Consider the following 18183-nt stretch of genomic DNA (forward strand, 5'->3'; position numbering starts at 1 on the left):
GAAAATTAAAGTTGATTTCGTTCACTGAGTTTTAGGATGTCTCCAAACACCCCTCTGGCGGTTACCTCAGCTCCGGCACCGGCCCCCTGGATAACCACAGGATGTTCTCCGTAAGATTCTGTATAGATCTCAAAAATGGAATCGGCACCCTTTACCTGCCCCAAGGCCTCACCCTCCGGCACGGATACCAACTTCACATCTAAAATCCCCTTATCCCGCTGAAGATCTCCATGAAGGTCGCCCGTGAATCGCAACACATGCCCGGGTTTCTGTTGTGCTTTGAGCTTCTGAAAATGTTCGTCAAAAGCTGTTAACCGCTTTAAAAACTCAGGCAGCTCCAATTGCTGTAAATACTCAGGCACCAGGTTTTCTACAGCTACCTCTTCAATTTCATTTTTAAGATCCAGCTCCCTGGCAAGAATAAGCAGCTTCCTCGCCACGTCATTACCACTGAGGTCTTCCCTGGGATCAGGCTCTGTATAGCCCTTCTCATAGGCCTCCTTCAAGACCTCACTAAAGGGAATATCTTCAGAAGAAAATCGGTTAAACAGGTAACTCAGAGTCCCCGAAAAGATTCCGCGGATCCTCGTAATATTCTCTCCTGAAAGGTGAAGCAAGCGGATGGTATCTATAAGAGGGAGTCCTGCGCCCACGTTGGTTTCATACAAATACTGTTTCTGATTCTTTTCAAGAGCCTTTCGTAACCTTCGGTAAAACCCATATGGCATGGTGTTGGCGATCTTGTTAGAAGAGACCAGGTCGAAACCTGCCTCAATAAAAGCCTCATAGTTTTTCACAAAATCGCTGCTAGCCGTATTGTCTACCGCTACGAGATTACCCAAATGATGCTCCTCTGCAAAACGAATTACCCGTTCGGCATCTGCTGCCACTCCCTCGGCCTCCATTGTTTGCCTCCAATTATTGCTTATTCCGGAGGCCTGAAGCAGCACTTTCTTCGAATTGGCAACCGTAAAAATATTCAGCTTGATCTTTTTGCGCTTTTCTATCTTCTCTGCAGCATTCAATATCTGATCTATCAAAGCTGCTCCAACATTACCATGCCCAAAAACAGCTATATTAATGGCTTTGGACACACCGAAGATCTCACCGTGAATCACATTAACCGCCTTATGCAGATCTTTCTGTTTCAAAACCAGACTCACGTTCTTGCCCGTCACGGTATTATTAAACAGTAAGGGCACTACCTTATTCCGGATCAGGGTCGTATACGGATGATGAAAGTTACTGAGGTCCTGACCAACAATAGAGATCACTCCCACATCATCTGTCACCGAGACCTGGTTCACATCTCTGGCGTAAAAGTCATTTTCAAATTCCTGCTCGAGAGCAATAACGGCATCGGTGGCACGATCTGCGTTGACCACCAAACCTATCCCCCTTTCAGAAGACCCCTGAGAAATAATACTTACACTGATATTCTCTTTCCCCAATGCCCTGAAGATCCGGGCATCAACCCCGCTTTTACCCAGCAAGCCTCTTCCTTCAAGATTGATAAGAGCTACGTTATCAAGTACAGAAAGAGACCTGATACCTTTCTGCTTAGGATCTGCCTTGATAAGCGTACCTTCACTGTCGGGATTAAAGGTATTTAATATTCTCAGGGGAATGTTTTTCTCCAGCAGAGGGATAATGGTCTTCGCATGCAGGATGTTCGCCCCGAAGTTTGCCAATTCATTGGCTTCGTTAAAAGAAAGTTCTGCAATTCTTTTAGCATCAGGAACCCATTGAGGGTCGGCTGTAAAAATACCATCTACATGGGTATAATTCTGCAACTCACCCGCATCGAGATAATTAGCCACTAATGCGGCTGTAAAATTACTGCCATTACGCCCGAGGGTTGTGGTTTCATTCCTGGTATTAGAACCAATAAACCCGGTCAGGACATTAACTGTGGTTCCGTTCCATACCGTAAAGTGATTGATAATATTCTCTTTCGACAAATGCTCTATGGGTTGGGCATTCCCAAAATGCTCGGTAGTTTTGATCAGCTCCCGGCTATCGGCAAAGCGGGCATTAATTCCCTGCTCCTGTAATAATTTTGTAAGGGTTATCCCTGAAAGTAGCTCACCCTGAGCCAGGACCTCATCTTTAACCTTAGCACTATAATCTCCCAGGAGTTGCACCCCCGATAAAAGCCCCTCCAACCTATTAAAAACAGGCTCCAGGTCTTCGGCAGCCCCTAAGGCTTCCTGATAGCTTCTAAACTCTTCAAAGTCTGCAGCATACGATTGTTTTGCAGCTGATTTCTCAAGAAGAGCCTCCAGTTGATCGGTAGCCTCTCCTCTGGCCGAAACCACAATGGCTATTCGGTTACCTTCCTGTATCCGCTCTTTGATGATCTGAACAGCGTTCGATATACCCTGACCATTTGCCAATGACTTTCCTCCAAATTTCAGTACGATGGGTTTCTTGTTGGTTGCCTCAGGATTGAAGACCTCATGGATATGCTGGGCCAGCTGGTCGGTCTCTATAAGAAAGGCATCATGACCATGCACCGAATTGATCTCTCCGTAACCTACCCGGTCACTTGCCGCTGCCAGGCGTTTATAGGTATCCCTGTTTTCTTTGGCTGTAAAAAAGAGGTCTGAATTCACGCCAATAATGTGAATATTGGCTTTGATGTTTTCCAACACCCCGAAGTGGGGTGCCCTGTCGCGGGTAATGTCGATAGTTTTCAGCAATTGGTTCATCAACTTATAGGCCCCCAATTGAAAGCGATCCTGGAGTTTCCTGCCGTGATGAAGCAGCCAACTTTCCACATTAAAAACATGAAGCTCCTCATTGGTAGACCTGCCGAAGCGCTCATTAAAAGACTCCGGGGTACGGTAACATAACATAGCATGCATCCTGGCATCATGTACAGGATCACTGGAGTTATTGAGGATACGCTCCTGGATCTGGCAATTTGCAATGAGCCAGTCTGTCGACTTCCAGTCGGAGGCCACAGGAATAAGGTGTCGGGTAATTTCCGGTGCAAGCGCAGCCATTTCCCAGGCGATGCCTCCACCAAGCGAACCCCCTATCAAGGCATACAATTGCTTTACCCCAAGCTGCTCCAGCCCTTCCAGAAAGATTCGGGCTACATCGCGGGCTACAAAATTCGGATAGTCCTCAATTAATATCCCGTCATAACCATTACCCGGAATATTAAAAGCAAGAATGGCATATCTTGAGGTATCTATGCATTTACCGGGCCCAATCAGGTCGTTCCACCATCCTTCCGGGCCGCATACATTAGAATTCCCTGTAAGGGCGTGGTTCACCATGACCACGGGCGCCTTACCAAGGGGTTGACCAAAGATCTGGTATGACAGGACAACATTTCGGGTTGTTCCTGATAAGGTTCGAAAATTTTTAATTTCGAGCTGTAAAAGATGTTCTTTCAATTCCGGCATATATTTTTCTTTTACCCATTTCTGGGGAGTACCGAAGTCAGCTTGAAAGACAGCTCTGTGAAAGCAGATGAGTGTTATCTTTCCTCCTGATGGAGGTAGAATGTAGCACCTTCTTTTATATATAAAAGGGTTGCTAAGGCTTCTCAGGGTCTAATCCCTCCGCCTTTCCTGATAACTTCAGTCAGTAAATTTATGAACTATATTGTACGATCGTTGCCGATCAGATATTCGCTGCGGTTTCAGCCTTAAAAGCTGAAGCAAAAGCCTTTTTCACCTTCTCTACATGATCCAGTTTTTCCCAGGTAAAGAGTTCGACTTCTTTTTCGACCCTTCCGTTATATGGCGATTCGAACACCTTGGTTACTATTCGAGGCTCTTTCCCCATATGGCCGTAGGCTGCTGTTTCATAATAGATGGGATCTCTGAGTTTTAAACGCTCTTCGATGGCGAAAGGACGCATGTCAAAGATCTCTTTAACGCGTTCAGCGATCTCTCCATCGGTCAGGTCTACCTTAGCAGAACCGTAGGTATTTACCAGGATGGAGGTTGGCTCTACCACGCCAATGGCATAACTCACCTGCACCAATACCTCATCGGCAATTCCTGCTGCCACCAAATTCTTTGCGGCATGTCTTGCAGCATAGGCAGCGCTTCGGTCTACCTTGCTAGGGTCTTTCCCGCTGAATGCACCACCACCATGGGCACCCTTTCCTCCATAGGTATCTACAATGATCTTTCTTCCGGTCAACCCCGTATCTCCGTGAGGACCTCCGATCACAAATTTCCCGGTAGGATTAATATGGTAAGTAATGTCGTCGTTAAAAAGTTCCTGTACATAGGCAGGCAATTGGGCTATAACCCTGGGCATAAGAATTTCAAGCAGATCCTTCTTGATCTTATTCAGCATCACCTCATCATCATCATGAAACGGATCATGTTGAGTTGAGATCACAATGGTATCAATGCGCTGTGGCACATTGTCGTCAGAGTATTCAATGGTTACCTGGGCCTTAGCATCGGGTCTGAGGTAATCTATCTCCCTGGCTTCTCTTCTCAACTCCGCCAAAACCTGCAACAGTTTATGAGAAATATCAAGCGCCAAAGGCATATAATTCCCCGTCTCTTTAGAAGCGTATCCAAACATCATTCCCTGATCTCCGGCTCCTTGCTCCTCTTTTGTAGCACGATCTACCCCCTGGTTAATATCCTGAGACTGCTCATGGATCAAAGAGATCACTCCACAGCTGTCGCCGCTAAATTTATAAGCTCCTTTGGTGTATCCGATGTCGTTGATCACCTCTCGTGCAATAGACTGCACATCGAGATAGGTAGCACTCTTAACCTCGCCGGCAAGCACTACCTGCCCTGTGGTTACCAAAGTCTCGCAAGCTACCTTGCTTTCCGGATCAAAGGCCAGAAAATTATCTAATAATGCATCACTGATCTGATCTGCGATCTTATCCGGGTGCCCTTCACTCACCGATTCGGATGTGAACAAATACGCCATATATCTTTCTTCTTTGTTATTTATTCCAGGAAGGATGACTTGACGGGACCCGTCTAAAGGAGATTATTGCAAACTACAGGCGTTGTGCAATTACTGCTTTAGCATTTTTGTCGAGGTTGCAATCAGTCAAATCTTTCCTCCCGAATTGTGGGGACAAAAATAGGAAATAACTTTTTCCCGCAAAACCTTTTAAGAAATAAATCAACCCCTCCTATAAAACAACAACCACCAAACCAATGACATATACGTCATTATTAACATTTCCTGTATATCGCAACGTTTCGCGCTATTTCCGCCCTAACAGCCAAATGAATCAAGAAGCAATAGGCCCTTAAGCCCTTATTATTTCCGAGCAAAAAAGATAAGCTGCGGTTTCAAAAATCAGCAAACACGGTCCCGGCAAAGACATTGATAAATTCACTTTAAAATAGTTTTCATGAACGTGCATATCTTGTATATTTACCCAAAGAAGCTATCCATAACATCTTAATAACTGAACCACATGCACGTTGCCATTGCCGGAAACATTGGAGCGGGAAAAACCACGCTTACAGAACTCTTAGCCAAACACTACAACTGGGAACCCCATTTTGAAGATGTGGTAGACAATCCGTACCTGGATGATTTCTATAACCAGATGGAGAGGTGGAGTTTTAATCTTCAGGTATACTTTCTGAACAGTCGTTTCAGACAGATACTGCAGATCAGGGAGAGTGGAAAAAAGATCATACAGGACCGTACCATTTACGAGGATGCCTACATCTTTGCCCCCAACCTGCATGCCATGGGGTTGATGACCAACAGGGATTTTGACAACTATCGCAGCCTTTTTGAAATGATGGAAAACCTGGTGCAATCACCAGACCTTCTTATCTACCTTAGAAGCTCCATTCCCAACCTGGTTAACCAGATCCACAAAAGGGGGAGAGAGTACGAAAACACTATTTCTATTGATTACCTCAGCCGACTCAACGAACGCTATGAGGCTTTTATACATCAATACACCAAGGGCAAGCTTCTGATCGTAGATGTAGACCGTTATAATTTTGTAGACAACCAGGAAGACCTCGGAGAGATCATCACCAGGATAGATGGTGAGATGTATGGGTTGTTTTAGAGTAGGGAATCGGGAGTCGAGAGTCGAGAGTCAAGAATTTACAACATAAAAAAGCACCGGAAAAACCGGTGCTTTTTATTTATAGAAAGAATCTTCGTTATTCTTTGATCTCCTTCACAGCAGCTTCGATCTCCTCCATACTGCCTTCCATTACCTTTTCTTCGGTAACTTCTTCTCCATTTTGCATAGTCGTGGTGGTGATCACTGCGGTGGTTTTTCCGTCTTCTCCTTCAGCGGCTTTCACTTCTACACGGATCTCTTTGCGCACCTCTTCGGTATGGAGCGCCTGCTCTGCTCCGGCTGCATGCCCTCCAAGGATCGGGGCTATCACCAAACCAACAAGACAGGTAAGCTTGATCAGGATATTCATCGAGGGTCCTGAAGTATCTTTAAAAGGATCTCCTACAGTATCTCCCGTCACGGCAGCCTTATGAGCATCAGATCCTTTATAGGTCATCTCTCCGTTGATCTCTACTCCGGCCTCAAAAGACTTTTTAGCATTGTCCCAGGCACCTCCGGCATTGTTTTGAAATATCGCCCAGATCACCCCTGAAACGCACACTCCGGCCATATAACCTCCAAGAGATTCTGCCCCGAAAAGCACCCCAATAAAAATAGGGGTTACAATGGTCATAATACCGGGAAGTAACATCTCCTTGAGAGCTGCTTCGGTTGAAATTTCAACACATTTCCCGTATTCCGGCGTACCTTCTCCTTCGAGAATTCCGGGAATCTCCCTGAACTGACGTCTTACTTCCTGCACCATCTTCATAGCGGCCTTACCCACAGACTTCATAGCCAGCGCTGAGATCACCACAGGGATCATTGCCCCTACAAAAAGGTTGGCAAGCACGTTCGCTTTGAAGAGGTTAATACCATTGATCCCGGTAAAGGTTACATAGGCAGCAAAAAGTGCCAATGCGGTCAGGGCAGCAGAAGCAATAGCAAATCCTTTCCCGATCGCTGCAGTTGTGTTCCCGACCGAGTCAAGAACATCCGTGCGTTCTCTTACTTCTGAAGGAAGCTCGCTCATTTCTGCAACACCCCCTGCATTATCTGCAATGGGTCCAAAGGCATCAATAGCCAGCTGCATGGCAGTAGTAGCCATCATGGCAGAAGCTGCCAACGCGACTCCATAAAAACCTGCAAACGTATAAGACCAATAAATGGCAACGGCAAATAAAGACACCGACCAGAAGGTTGACTTCATCCCAACCGATAGTCCGGCAATAATATTGGTGGCTGCACCCGTTGAGCTGTTTTTGACAATATCAAGTACGGGCTTTTTACCAAGGCTTGTATAATAGGAGGTCACATAAGAGATCAGAAAACCTACAGCCAACCCGATAAGGGCAGCATAAAATACATTTACCGACGGCACTGACTTATATCCCTCGTCAAAAAACTTCATCTCCATAGTCTCCGGAAGCATCCATTGAATCAGGAACCAGCTAGACACCAGGGTTATAAGAATAGCCACCCAGTTACCGATGTCGAGAGCACGCTGCACCTGAGCCTCTTTGGCCTCATTACTTCCAATACGAACCAAAAATGTCCCGATGATCGAAGCCAGAATACCTACTCCGGCAATAACCAATGGCAGCATAATAGGTCCCATATTATTAAAGGCATCTGAGAATGGCGCCGCAGCACTCATATCTCTGATCACATAATTACCAAGCACCATAGATGCAAGAACCGTGGCCACATAAGATCCGAACAGGTCGGCTCCCATACCGGCAACATCACCTACGTTGTCACCAACATTGTCTGCAATGGTCGCAGGGTTACGCGGATCATCTTCAGGAATTCCGGCTTCTACCTTACCTACCAGGTCGGCCCCTACGTCGGCAGCCTTGGTATAGATTCCACCGCCTACACGGGCAAACAAAGCAATTGATTCAGCCCCCAGGGAAAACCCTGCCAAAGCCTCCAAAACCATGGTCATATTATCATAAAAGGAGCCTTCAGCCCCCATAAAAGTTGAAGTGAAGAAAAGGAAGAACAAGCTCAGTCCGAGCACTGCCAAACCGGCTACTCCCAGCCCCATCACCGTACCGCCGCTAAAAGAAACATTCAGCGCTTTCGGCAAACTGGTTTTGGCAGCCTCTGCCGTTCTTGCATTGGCTTCTGTAGCTATACGCATTCCAATATTACCGGCAAGGGCAGAGAACACTGCTCCTGATATAAATGCAGGCACAATGAGCCAACTTGTGGTTTCTACCACCATTGAAATTCCAAAAAGTGCCGCAGAGGCTATAGCTACAAAGATCAAAAGTATTCTGTATTCGGCTTTCAAAAATGCTAAAGCCCCCTCTTTAATGTGCAGAGAAATATCCCGCATTCGGTCACTCCCGGTCGACTGCTTCTTTACCCAGGAGGCTTTCATCCACATAAAGACAAGCCCAAGAACTGCCAAGGCAATGGGCACATAGATAATATTAGATTCCATATTTTAAGGTTGATTAGTAAATAGTTCGCCTAAATGTAGTAAAACACGGGTAATAAAAAAAGCAATAACCTTGCGGCTATTGCTTTCTTTTTATTAGAGTAAATTTCAGAATTATCTGATACTAACTTCTTTGAAAGGGATATCGCTATCGCGGAATCTCAGGATACACTTAGAGATGATCTCCTTGGCTTCATTAACATCTCCCCATCCGCCAACGTTCACTTTTTTCTCTTCAAGGTCTTTATATACCTGGAAAAAGTGCTCGATCTCACTAATAAGGTGTGGATTCACCTCATCAAGATTATTGAGTTTATTCCAGATAGGATCTGAAACAGGCACACAGATCACTTTCTCATCAGGCCCCTTTTCATCTTCCATATGGAAAACTCCAATAGGCTTCACCTCCATTACACAACCAGGGAAGGTAGGTTCTGTTACCAATACAAGAACATCCAGTGGATCTCCGTCCAGGGCAAGGGTTTCCGGAATAAAACCGTAGTCGGCCGGATACATCATCGAAGAAAAGATCATTCGGTCATATCGAATCTTCTTTAATTCGAAATCATACTCATATTTATTTCTACTCCCCTTAGGGATCTCGATCAAAACGTCGAAAGAATTAATTTTAACTGGACTCATATTTTCTGCATTTAAAAAGGCTGCAAAAGTAAGGAAGCAAACCTTAATTTACAATGAATCACAAAGGTAATTTACTTTCGTTAACCTTCAGTTAACCAAAGCGTTAAAATGCCAGCTCAAAAGCCCCGGTAACTGCGAAAGGTCTGGCCCCCGGAGAATCAAGATAATTCCCCCTGAAACTGAAGTCAATACGAAAAACTTTAAAGATATTTCCCACCCCAAACGAGTATTCATAATAGGGCTCATCTTCAGGGGCCTGCAGCATCATCCCGGCAGGAGCACTCAACTCAATGTTCTCCTGTGACAGACTACCCCACACCCCCCTCAGGCCAACGATCTCTCTCAGGTTCAATTTCTTCAGAAAGGGTATTCTTCCAAACAGACGACCATTAAAATTATGCTCCATTTGCACACTGAGGTAGGTATCGGTCACGAACTCATAAAAATCAAGGTTCGGAAAAGTATTAAATATCGAAAAGTAGGTTTGATTTCCGGGAATAGGGCTCAGCAAACTCAAAGGCACCGCCCCAAAGATCTTACCTGCTTCCAGGTTCGTTGTCATTCTGCCGAAGCCACCGATCTGCAGAGGTTGATTATAATAGAATTGCAGTTTTTCAAAATCAAAGTCACTTTTAAAGAACCCTTTTCTACCGGCCGTATACCGCAAAATAATTCGCGAATAATCATCATTTACATCGTATTGATCCACTCCATACCCCAGAACTCTTCTTCCGGGAGTATACTGCAATTGGGTGATCAGGGAGAACTGATTGGTCTCGTCATTCACTCCACCGGGAGCCTCAGGATCAACATAGCTCAAGCTAAAGACGTCCGGCAAGGCAGAACGCATTCTTCGGTAATCCATACCCCACCTGAAGGTAAAGTTCTTAAAGAAGTCATATTGAATGGCTGCCGTGGTAAGCCTGATATTCGTAAGGGTATTGTTAGACCCGGCTGTAAACAGGGCTGACGAGGCAAAACTACGCCCTAAAACATCATTAGTAGCGCTCAGACTAACCCCCAATTGTTCGATATCGCGTCGGGTTCCTGCAGAAATGATCAATCTTTTCTTTCGGTCGAGCATCCAACGGGCCGACAGTCCGTATTTAACCCTGCGATCACGAAGACCGTAGGCCAAATACCCTTCCAGTCGCCATTGATCATTCTGACTGAAATAGGTACGTCCACCGCCACGAACACGAATACCCTCCACCTCATTATACCCGAAAGTAGAGAAAATAGGCCCGTAATCAAGGTTGAGCTTATCAAACTCATAATAACCCGAAGACAGTACCGAACCGGCATTGTACAACATCTTGAACTTAGGCACCGTTCTTAAGGTATCAAGCATGGTGTAGATTCCCTTTTCATCTTCGTTTAATTCTTCAAGCCTGTTGGTCGCCCAAAACTCATCGCTTCGGTTAAACACAGCTTCATTATAAGGATCAACTCTTTGCTCATAAAAGCTTTTGGCCTTCTCCTTATCAAATTCATAATTAGCATAGATGGTTGTACGCTTGCCGTAGATACCCCTGGACTCTTCTTTTTTACGCAGGCTGAAATCGCTCATTACATAATCTCTCTTCAGCACAAAAACAGAATCGTTAAGCACATCGAATTCCTGTTCTATATAAAGATCTTTAACCCAGTTTACATTGGCACTTTTTGAAGCCTGCATATTGATCTCCTTCACGGCATAGGTGGTGTCATTCACCCAGAAATCACCCTTAAAAGTAAGCTCATTAGACCGTCTCGGATAGTACACTATATTATAACACCATTTGTTATCTCTAAAGGTACTGTCGGAAAGCACATAGTTATAGACATCTATCCCGGTCTTTGACAACGGACTCACAAAGCTCTTATCAAAAAGCTTGATATAATTATTGTATACATTGTATTCGGCATAGAGGTCCTGAATAAAGCTCAGCACCGCCTGATTGGCATCGAAGCCGGAGGTTTTATTACCTTTCTGAATTTCTTTTTCTGCATTGAGCTTATTATCGCCGTAAACCTCACTCGAAGATTCATTGATAAATATAGGGAGGTAGGTCTTTCCGGTAACATTAGAGGTATCTACCTGTTCGAAGATAAACTCCATTCCGTTAAAGATCTTATTCTCCATTAAAACACTGTCAATGGTATTGAGATCAAATTCTATCTTTTCATATTTATCGTAGTGATACTGATCAAACTTATTCAGACCATTAACCCGCTTCTTTTCCCAGATCTTGCGCAGGATATCAATGGCAGGATTATTCTTTTTGGGCTGATTTCCTACGTACACCACAACCTCTTCCAATACCTCGCCTTCCACGAGTACTACCCGCATATTATAGGTCACCCTCTTTTCCAGCGGGATCTCCTGGGTGGTATATCCCAGCAGGCTTACTTCAAGGATCGACTGGGTATTATCACTTTCCAGGTAAAAGGTTCCGTTCTCATCAGTAATGGTTCCCTCAAAAGTTCCTTTAAACAATACATTGGCGTATGGAATTGGGGCACCATTTTCATCAAAAACCTTTCCACTCACCTTAGATTGCGACCAGGCAAGTGAACAAATCAACAAAAAGCAAAGACTTAGAAGGATTCTCATAAAAACAAAAAACTTCACTGGCTAAATTAAGACAGTGAAGTTGTATAACGGTATAAAACCGGTTTTATTTATATAGTACTTTATTTACCGCATCAACGACATCTTGTGCGTTGGGCAGCCATTTCTCAAGAAGAACCGGAGAGTATGGTGCCGGGGTATCTGCTGTAGTAATACGTTGGATAGGTGCATCGAGATAATCAAACACATTCTCCTGTACCTGGTAGGTGATCTCAGAAGCCACACTTCCAAAAGGCCATGCCTCTTCAAGGATAACAAGTCTGTTGGTTTTCTTTACAGACTCGAAGATCGTCTTATGATCCATTGGTCTTACTGTTCTAAGGTCGATCACCTCACAGCTGATTCCTTTTTCGTTAAGTTCTTCAGCAGCCTTCAACGCCTCTTTTATGATCTTACCGAAAGAAACAATGGTAACATCTGTACCCTCTCTTTTAATGTCTGCAACCCCTAATGGAAGAATGTACTCATCTTCAGGCACCTCACCCTTGTCTCCATACATTTGCTCTGACTCCATAAAAATAACGGGGTCATCATCTCTGATAGCCGCCTTTAAAAGTCCTTTGGCATCATAAGGGTTACAAGGCACCACCACCTTTAACCCGGGACAATTGGCATACCAGCTCTCAAAAGCCTGAGAGTGGGTAGCTGCCAGCTGACCGGCAGAGGCCGTAGGCCCACGGAAAACAATCGGGATATTAAATTGTCCGCCAGACATCTGACGCATCTTGGCGGCATTGCTGATGATCTGGTCTATGGCCACCAACGAGAAGTTGAAGGTCATAAACTCGATGATAGGACGGTTACCGTTCATAGCCGAACCCACACCAATACCGGCGAATCCGAGCTCTGAAATAGGGGTATCTAAAACACGATCCGGACCAAATTCATCCAACATCCCTTTAGAGGCCTTGTACGCACCATTGTATTCTGCCACTTCTTCACCCATCAGGTAAATCGTGTCATCCCTGCGCATTTCTTCGCTCATGGCTTCGCATACAGCCTCTCTAAACTGAATTGTTCTCATCTATTCTTTTATTGAAAAATTAATCAATTAGCCTCTTCTAAAAAGATTAACAAAAATAGTAATTCTCCATCAACTAACTCAATGTGGCCAAAAGAAAAATATATTATGCACGCATAGTATTTTTGTGAAATTATCAGTATATTGGCAACGCATTTTTTAAAACAAACATTTAAGATCAAAATATGAAGATACTAGTGTGTATAAGCCACGTGCCTGACACTACCTCAAAGATCAACTTTACTGAAGGCGATACTAAGTTTGACACCAATGGTGTACAGTTTGTGATCAACCCCAACGACGAGTTTGGTCTTACCAGAGCAATGTGGTTTAAAGAGAAGCAAGGAGCAACGGTAACCGTTGTTAATGTAGGGGAAGCTGATACCGAGCCGACTTTAAGAAAGGCGCTTGCCATAGGAGCTGACGAAGCCATCCGGATCAACGCACATCCAAGCGACGGATTTTTTGTAGCCCAGCAGCTTGCAAAAGTAGCAAAAGAAGGAAATTATGACCTGATCATTGCCGGAAGAGAGTCTATTGACTACAACGGAGGTATGGTTCCGGGCATGCTGGCCTCATTAATAGATGCCAATTTCGTAAATACCTGTATTTCTTTAGAGGTTGAAGGCACTGATGCTACAGCCGTAAGAGAGATCGATGGAGGGAAAGAAACGGTTAAAACCAGTCTTCCTTTAGTGATCGGCGGGCAAAAAGGATTGGTTGAAGAGAAAGATCTGCGTATTCCGAACATGCGTGGAATTATGATGGCCAGAAAAAAGGCGCTTACGGTACTTGACCCGGACGACACCCAGGCAAGAACCCAGGCCGTTGCATTTGAGAAGCCTGCTCCTAAGGGAGATGTTAAGCTGGTTTCTCCTGAAAATCTCGACGAGCTTATCGATCTTTTACACAATGAAGCCAAGGTCATTTAAACAGACCTTTTAGCTTCTAAACCAAAAAAAAGAAAAAACATGTCTGTATTAATATATACCGAATCGGAGAACGGAAAATTCAAAAAAACCGCATTTGAGCTTGCATCTTACGGTAAAGAGATTGCCAATATGATGGGTACTACCCTGACAGCTGTTGCCGTAAATGCTGAAAATGCAGAAGAATTGGCCAATTATGGTGTTGACAAGACCCTTATGGTTACTTCTGACGAGCTGAAAAATTTCAATGCAAAAGCCTACGCTCACACCATAAGCAGTGCAGCCGAGCAAGAAGGCAGTAAGGTGGTTATTATTAGTTCCAGTGCTAACGCTAAATATCTGGCCCCTGAACTGGCTATCAACCTGAAGGCAGGATATGCTTCTAACGTTGTTGCCCTTCCCGAAAGCACTGAACCCTTTAAAGTAAAGCGTACCGCATTTACCAATAAAGCTTTTAATCTTACAGAGATCAACACCGAGGTGAAACTTTTAGGGCTTTCAAAAAATTCATTCGGACTAAAGGAAACTTCAGGTGCAGGGGCGGTAGCTTCATTTGACGCTGCCATACCAGATAACGCCAATGGCGTTGAAGTAGCTTCTGTTGACAAGGTTACCGGAGCTGTAACTATTGCCGATGCAGAGGTGGTTGTTTCAGGAGGAAGAGGATTAAAAGGACCCGAGAACTGGGGAATGGTAGAAGAACTGGCCGAAGTTCTGGGGGCTGCAACAGCATGCTCTAAACCGGTTTCAGACCTGGGATGGAGACCTCACAGTGAGCACGTTGGACAGACAGGAAAGCCTGTTGCTTCTAACCTGTATATCGCCATCGGGATCTCAGGTGCCATCCAGCATTTAGCAGGTATTAATGCCTCTAAAACCAAAGTAGTTATCAACAATGATCCGGAAGCACCTTTCTTTAAAGCTGCCGATTACGGGGTTGTTGGTGATGCCTTCGAAGTAGTGCCACAACTTATCGAAAAATTGAAGGCTTTTAAATCGAATAACGCATAATTTTTGTTAAATTGTGCCCTTAAGGGGCTGTCTGAAAGCGGATACGTCCGTATCAGACAGCCTCTTTTTTATTTGACGTTGACATGAGCTTAGTGAAACTAAATATTAAAGGAATCTCTTACAGTCAAACCCAGAACGGGGCCTACGCCCTTATTCTGAACGAGGTAGACGGCGAACGAAAACTGCCTATCGTAATTGGCGCCTTTGAAGCTCAATCCATAGCTATTGCCCTGGAAAAAGAGATCAAACCTCCCAGACCGCTCACCCATGACCTTTTTAAGAACTTTGCAGATCGTTTTGAGATCGTGGTAAAGCAGGTTATCATACATAAACTGGTTGACGGAGTCTTTTATTCCAGCATTATTTGTGAACGGGATAAAATTGAAGAGATCATAGATGCCAGAACCAGTGATGCCATTGCCCTGGCTCTTAGGTTCAATGCACCTATTTTTACCTATAAAAACATTCTGGACAAGGCCGGGATCTACCTTAAATTTACCCCTAAGGAAGAAAATGAGGAGAATGAAGAAAGTATCATTGTTGATGAAGTATTAAGCGGAGAAGAAAAAAGCAAAGCACCTTCCGGCGAAGATTATCGCACCTATTCTCTTCAGGAACTTTACACCTTACTTGATGGCGCCGTAGCAAACGAAGATTACGAAAAAGCCGCGAAGATCAGAGACGAGATCTCTCGTCGGGAACAAAAGTAACCTTACCCTTAAACGGCAAGCCCCTTATTAATTATAAACGACGATAAAAAAAGATTCTTTGAGAACTCTACTGGTAGCCTTACTGGTTTTTCTTAACAGCATAACGCTGTTATCCCAGGAACTGGAAAGATCCTGGATCCTGGAAGACAGCACGAATAAGAATGCCCCCGCCATACTCGAACTTAACGAGGGCGACTTTAAGATCCAAAACGAAAATCAAGAAATTACCGATGAGGGTAATTATTTAATTCAGAATAACAATCTGTTTCTATTTTTTAACACCCCCTCAGATAGTACTTCCAGGTATAAGATCATCAGTCTCACTGATACTACCCTTACCCTGTACAAATCAGATTACAGTTATCGCTACCGTCCGGGTTCTATAAAGCCTATTACCGAACTTGTAAAACACCCGGAACTCGTGCCGAGCTCCGGCATCACTACCACCAGCCTCATACGAGGGTTTCTCGGCATGTTCATCCTATTACTTATAGCCTGGTTATTTAGCAGCAACCGGAAGGCTATCAACTGGAAAACGGTCGGTATCGGTCTGGCATCTCAGCTCATACTGGCTATTGGTGTTCTTTTAATCCCTTTTGTTCAAAGGGCGTTTGAATGGGTTGGCGGCATATTCGTACTCATTCTTGATTTCACCAAGGCCGGGAGCGAATTTCTGTTAGGCGGCATGATGGATGTAAGCAGTTATGGCTTTATTTTCCTGTTCCAGATATTACCCACCATCATCTTTTTCTCGGCCCTGACCTCAGTGCTTTTTTACCTGGGCGTTATCCAGGTCATCGTTAAAGGACTAGCTATGCTTCTCTCTAAGGGACTGGGTATTTCAGGAGCAGAAAGCCTTTCGGTTGCGGGAAATATTTTCCTGGGACAAACAGAGGCTCCCCTGATGATCAAAGCTTATTTAGAACGGATGACCCGCTCAGAGATCCTCCTGGTTATGGTGGGAGGAATGGCTACTGTAGCAGGCGGTGTACTTGCCGCTTATATCGGCTTTTTAGGGGGTGATGACCCCGAATTGCGACTTCAGTTTGCAAAACACCTCCTGGCAGCCTCTGTTATGGCGGCTCCGGGAGCCATTGTGATCTCTAAGATCCTCTATCCGCAACAAGAAAAGGTAGACACCAACGTAGAGGTCTCTTCAGAAAAAATAGGAAGCAATATTCTGGATGCCATTGCAAACGGAACTACCGAAGGATTAAAACTGGCAGCCAATGTGGGGGCCATGCTTTTAGTGTTTATAGCCTTTATCGCGATGATCAATTACTTTTTAACTTGGGTAGGCGATTTTACCTCCCTGAACTCCCTGCTTGCAGAGAATACACCTTACAAAAGCTTTTCCCTTGAAAGTATTCTGGGTACTGTTTTTGCACCGCTTATGTGGGCCATTGGTGTTGCCCGTGAAGATATGATGCTCATGGGGCAGCTGCTGGGCATCAAGCTGGCGGCCAGTGAATTTGTCGGGTATGTACAATTGGCCGACCTTAAGGACCTGTCTACACCACTTAGTTTTACCTATAACAAGTCTGTGATAATGGCCACTTACATGTTATGTGGCTTCGCAAATTTTGCCTCCATAGGTATTCAAATAGGGGGAATAGGGTCGCTCGCACCAGGACAAAGGCAAACCTTGTCAGAATTCGGAATGAAGGCAGTTGTTGGAGGCTCTTTAGCCTCCCTGATGTCGGCCACCATTGCCGGAATGATCATCGGATAAAAACAGTTGATAATTTTTTAATAAATACCGCCCATTACTTCCTCCAAACAAAAGGAAGAATCTTTAAATTGCCCCCTGCAAACAGATTCCTTCTGTAGAGGAAATTCCATTTGCCAACATCCATTTCAAACAGAAAGAACCCATGAAACAGTACCACGACCTGCTAAAACATGTATTGGAAAACGGAACAGAGAAGCAAGACCGCACAGGCACCGGAACAAAAAGTGTTTTTGGATATCAAATGAGGTTTGATCTGTCGGAAGGATTTCCTTTGGTAACTACTAAAAAATTACACCTCAGATCTATCATTCATGAGTTGCTTTGGTTTATCAATGGCGACACCAATATTAAATACCTCCAGGATAACGGGGTAAGGATATGGAATGAATGGGCCGATGAAAACGGCAACCTCGGACCGGTATACGGCCATCAATGGCGCAACTGGAACTCTGAAGAGATCGACCAGATCCAGGAGGTGATCAACACCTTAAAGCACAACCCTGACAGCAGACGTATGCTAGTCTCTGCCTGGAACCCAAGTGTATTACCCGATACCTCGAAGTCGTTCTCCGAAAATGTTGCCAACAACAAGGCAGCCCTTCCTCCGTGCCATGCATTTTTTCAGTTTTACGTAGCAGAAGGCAAACTCTCCTGCCAGCTTTACCAACGCAGTGCAGATATCTTTCTTGGGGTACCTTTCAATATAGCCTCTTACGCCCTCTTCACCATGATGATGGCACAGGTATGTGGTTACGAAGCCGGTGAATTTATTCACACCTTTGGCGACGCCCATATCTACAACAACCACATGGAACAGGTGGAACTCCAATTAAGCCGCGAACCAAGACCGCTGCCACAAATGAAAATAAATCCTGAGGTTAAAGATATTCTGGACTTTAAGTTTGAAGATTTTACCCTTGAAAACTACGACCCGCACCCTCATATCAAGGGGGTTGTAGCAGTGTAGGTCGGTTTGCAGTTTGCAGTTAGCGGTTTGCAGTGGTCTGTAAAATAATTTCTCAGAAGAGCTATCAG

The 18183-nt window shown here is 44.6% G+C and carries 12 protein-coding genes and 1 riboswitch; of the genes, 6 read left to right on the forward strand and 6 right to left on the reverse strand.

Going from position 1 to position 18183, the window contains the following annotated elements; all coding sequences use genetic code 11:
• Nucleotides 1–5: 5 nt before the first annotated feature.
• Together thrA and metK are read right to left on the reverse strand one after the other, a co-directional pair.
• Entirely contained in the window at nucleotides 6–3416 is a 3411-nt protein-coding gene (thrA, locus tag E7Z59_RS00895; RefSeq protein WP_136334409.1) for a bifunctional aspartate kinase/homoserine dehydrogenase I, read from the reverse strand.
• Between the two features lie 71 nt (nucleotides 3417–3487).
• A riboswitch (SAM riboswitch) is annotated at nucleotides 3488–3594 on the reverse strand.
• 42 nt (nucleotides 3595–3636) lie between these two features.
• The gene (metK, locus tag E7Z59_RS00900) at nucleotides 3637–4923 is read right to left on the reverse strand and encodes a methionine adenosyltransferase (protein ID WP_136334410.1); all 1287 of its coding nucleotides are present in this window, start codon (nucleotides 4921–4923) and stop codon (nucleotides 3637–3639) included.
• Nucleotides 4924–5425: 502 nt separating this feature from the next.
• On the opposite strand from metK, the gene E7Z59_RS00905 reads away from it, so the two are divergent.
• Complete coding sequence (locus tag E7Z59_RS00905) at nucleotides 5426–6040, forward strand: deoxynucleoside kinase (protein WP_136334411.1); 615 nt, start codon at nucleotides 5426–5428, stop codon at nucleotides 6038–6040.
• 97 nt (nucleotides 6041–6137) lie between these two features.
• Here the strand turns inward: E7Z59_RS00905 and E7Z59_RS00910 are convergent, their stop codons facing one another.
• The 4 genes from E7Z59_RS00910 to E7Z59_RS00925 form a co-directional block, all read right to left on the reverse strand.
• Complete coding sequence (locus tag E7Z59_RS00910; protein ID WP_136334412.1) at nucleotides 6138–8492, reverse strand: sodium-translocating pyrophosphatase; 2355 nt, start codon at nucleotides 8490–8492, stop codon at nucleotides 6138–6140.
• 111 nt (nucleotides 8493–8603) lie between these two features.
• Entirely contained in the window at nucleotides 8604–9131 is a 528-nt protein-coding gene (locus tag E7Z59_RS00915) for an inorganic diphosphatase (protein ID WP_136334413.1), read from the reverse strand.
• Nucleotides 9132–9234: 103 nt separating this feature from the next.
• The gene (locus E7Z59_RS00920) at nucleotides 9235–11727 is read right to left on the reverse strand and encodes a DUF5686 and carboxypeptidase-like regulatory domain-containing protein (RefSeq protein ID WP_136334414.1); all 2493 of its coding nucleotides are present in this window, start codon (nucleotides 11725–11727) and stop codon (nucleotides 9235–9237) included.
• Nucleotides 11728–11791: 64 nt separating this feature from the next.
• Nucleotides 11792–12769 carry a pyruvate dehydrogenase complex E1 component subunit beta gene (locus tag E7Z59_RS00925; protein ID WP_136334415.1) on the reverse strand — a complete coding sequence of 326 codons (978 nt, stop codon included), beginning with the start codon at nucleotides 12767–12769 and terminating at the stop codon, nucleotides 11792–11794.
• A 182-nt stretch (nucleotides 12770–12951) separates the two neighbouring features.
• On the opposite strand from E7Z59_RS00925, the gene E7Z59_RS00930 reads away from it, so the two are divergent.
• From E7Z59_RS00930 to E7Z59_RS00950, 5 genes are all read left to right on the forward strand, one after another.
• A complete protein-coding gene (locus E7Z59_RS00930) occupies nucleotides 12952–13698 on the forward strand; it encodes an electron transfer flavoprotein subunit beta/FixA family protein (RefSeq protein ID WP_136334416.1) in 747 nt (248 codons plus the stop codon).
• Between the two features lie 39 nt (nucleotides 13699–13737).
• Nucleotides 13738–14706 (forward strand): electron transfer flavoprotein subunit alpha/FixB family protein, encoded by a 969-nt coding sequence (locus E7Z59_RS00935; protein ID WP_136334417.1) that lies wholly within the window; start codon nucleotides 13738–13740, stop codon nucleotides 14704–14706.
• An 83-nt stretch (nucleotides 14707–14789) separates the two neighbouring features.
• Nucleotides 14790–15416 (forward strand): bifunctional nuclease family protein, encoded by a 627-nt coding sequence (locus tag E7Z59_RS00940; protein WP_136334418.1) that lies wholly within the window; start codon nucleotides 14790–14792, stop codon nucleotides 15414–15416.
• Nucleotides 15417–15474: 58 nt separating this feature from the next.
• Nucleotides 15475–17148: a NupC/NupG family nucleoside CNT transporter gene (locus tag E7Z59_RS00945; protein ID WP_136334419.1), complete on the forward strand. Its 1674-nt coding sequence runs from the start codon at nucleotides 15475–15477 to the stop codon at nucleotides 17146–17148.
• A gap of 142 nt (nucleotides 17149–17290) precedes the next feature.
• Nucleotides 17291–18115, forward strand: coding sequence for a thymidylate synthase (locus tag E7Z59_RS00950; protein ID WP_136334420.1), 825 nt, complete (start codon nucleotides 17291–17293; stop codon nucleotides 18113–18115).
• Nucleotides 18116–18183 lie beyond the last annotated feature (68 nt).

It is taken from the genome of Robertkochia marina (assembly GCF_004799345.1).
In the GTDB taxonomy this organism is placed as follows: domain Bacteria; phylum Bacteroidota; class Bacteroidia; order Flavobacteriales; family Flavobacteriaceae; genus Robertkochia; species Robertkochia marina.

What these genes read in the sequence shown, in the direction of transcription:
- thrA (WP_136334409.1), bottom strand. Translation starts at nt 3,416, where the DNA reads ATGCCGGAATTGAAAGAACATCTTTTACAGCTCGAAATTAAAAATTTT.
- metK (WP_136334410.1), bottom strand. Translation starts at nt 4,923, where the DNA reads ATGGCGTATTTGTTCACATCCGAATCGGTGAGTGAAGGGCACCCGGAT.
- E7Z59_RS00905 (WP_136334411.1), top strand. Translation starts at nt 5,426, where the DNA reads ATGCACGTTGCCATTGCCGGAAACATTGGAGCGGGAAAAACCACGCTT.
- E7Z59_RS00910 (WP_136334412.1), bottom strand. Translation starts at nt 8,492, where the DNA reads ATGGAATCTAATATTATCTATGTGCCCATTGCCTTGGCAGTTCTTGGG.
- E7Z59_RS00915 (WP_136334413.1), bottom strand. Translation starts at nt 9,131, where the DNA reads ATGAGTCCAGTTAAAATTAATTCTTTCGACGTTTTGATCGAGATCCCT.
- E7Z59_RS00920 (WP_136334414.1), bottom strand. Translation starts at nt 11,727, where the DNA reads ATGAGAATCCTTCTAAGTCTTTGCTTTTTGTTGATTTGTTCACTTGCC.
- E7Z59_RS00925 (WP_136334415.1), bottom strand. Translation starts at nt 12,769, where the DNA reads ATGAGAACAATTCAGTTTAGAGAGGCTGTATGCGAAGCCATGAGCGAA.
- E7Z59_RS00930 (WP_136334416.1), top strand. Translation starts at nt 12,952, where the DNA reads ATGAAGATACTAGTGTGTATAAGCCACGTGCCTGACACTACCTCAAAG.
- E7Z59_RS00935 (WP_136334417.1), top strand. Translation starts at nt 13,738, where the DNA reads ATGTCTGTATTAATATATACCGAATCGGAGAACGGAAAATTCAAAAAA.
- E7Z59_RS00940 (WP_136334418.1), top strand. Translation starts at nt 14,790, where the DNA reads ATGAGCTTAGTGAAACTAAATATTAAAGGAATCTCTTACAGTCAAACC.
- E7Z59_RS00950 (WP_136334420.1), top strand. Translation starts at nt 17,291, where the DNA reads ATGAAACAGTACCACGACCTGCTAAAACATGTATTGGAAAACGGAACA.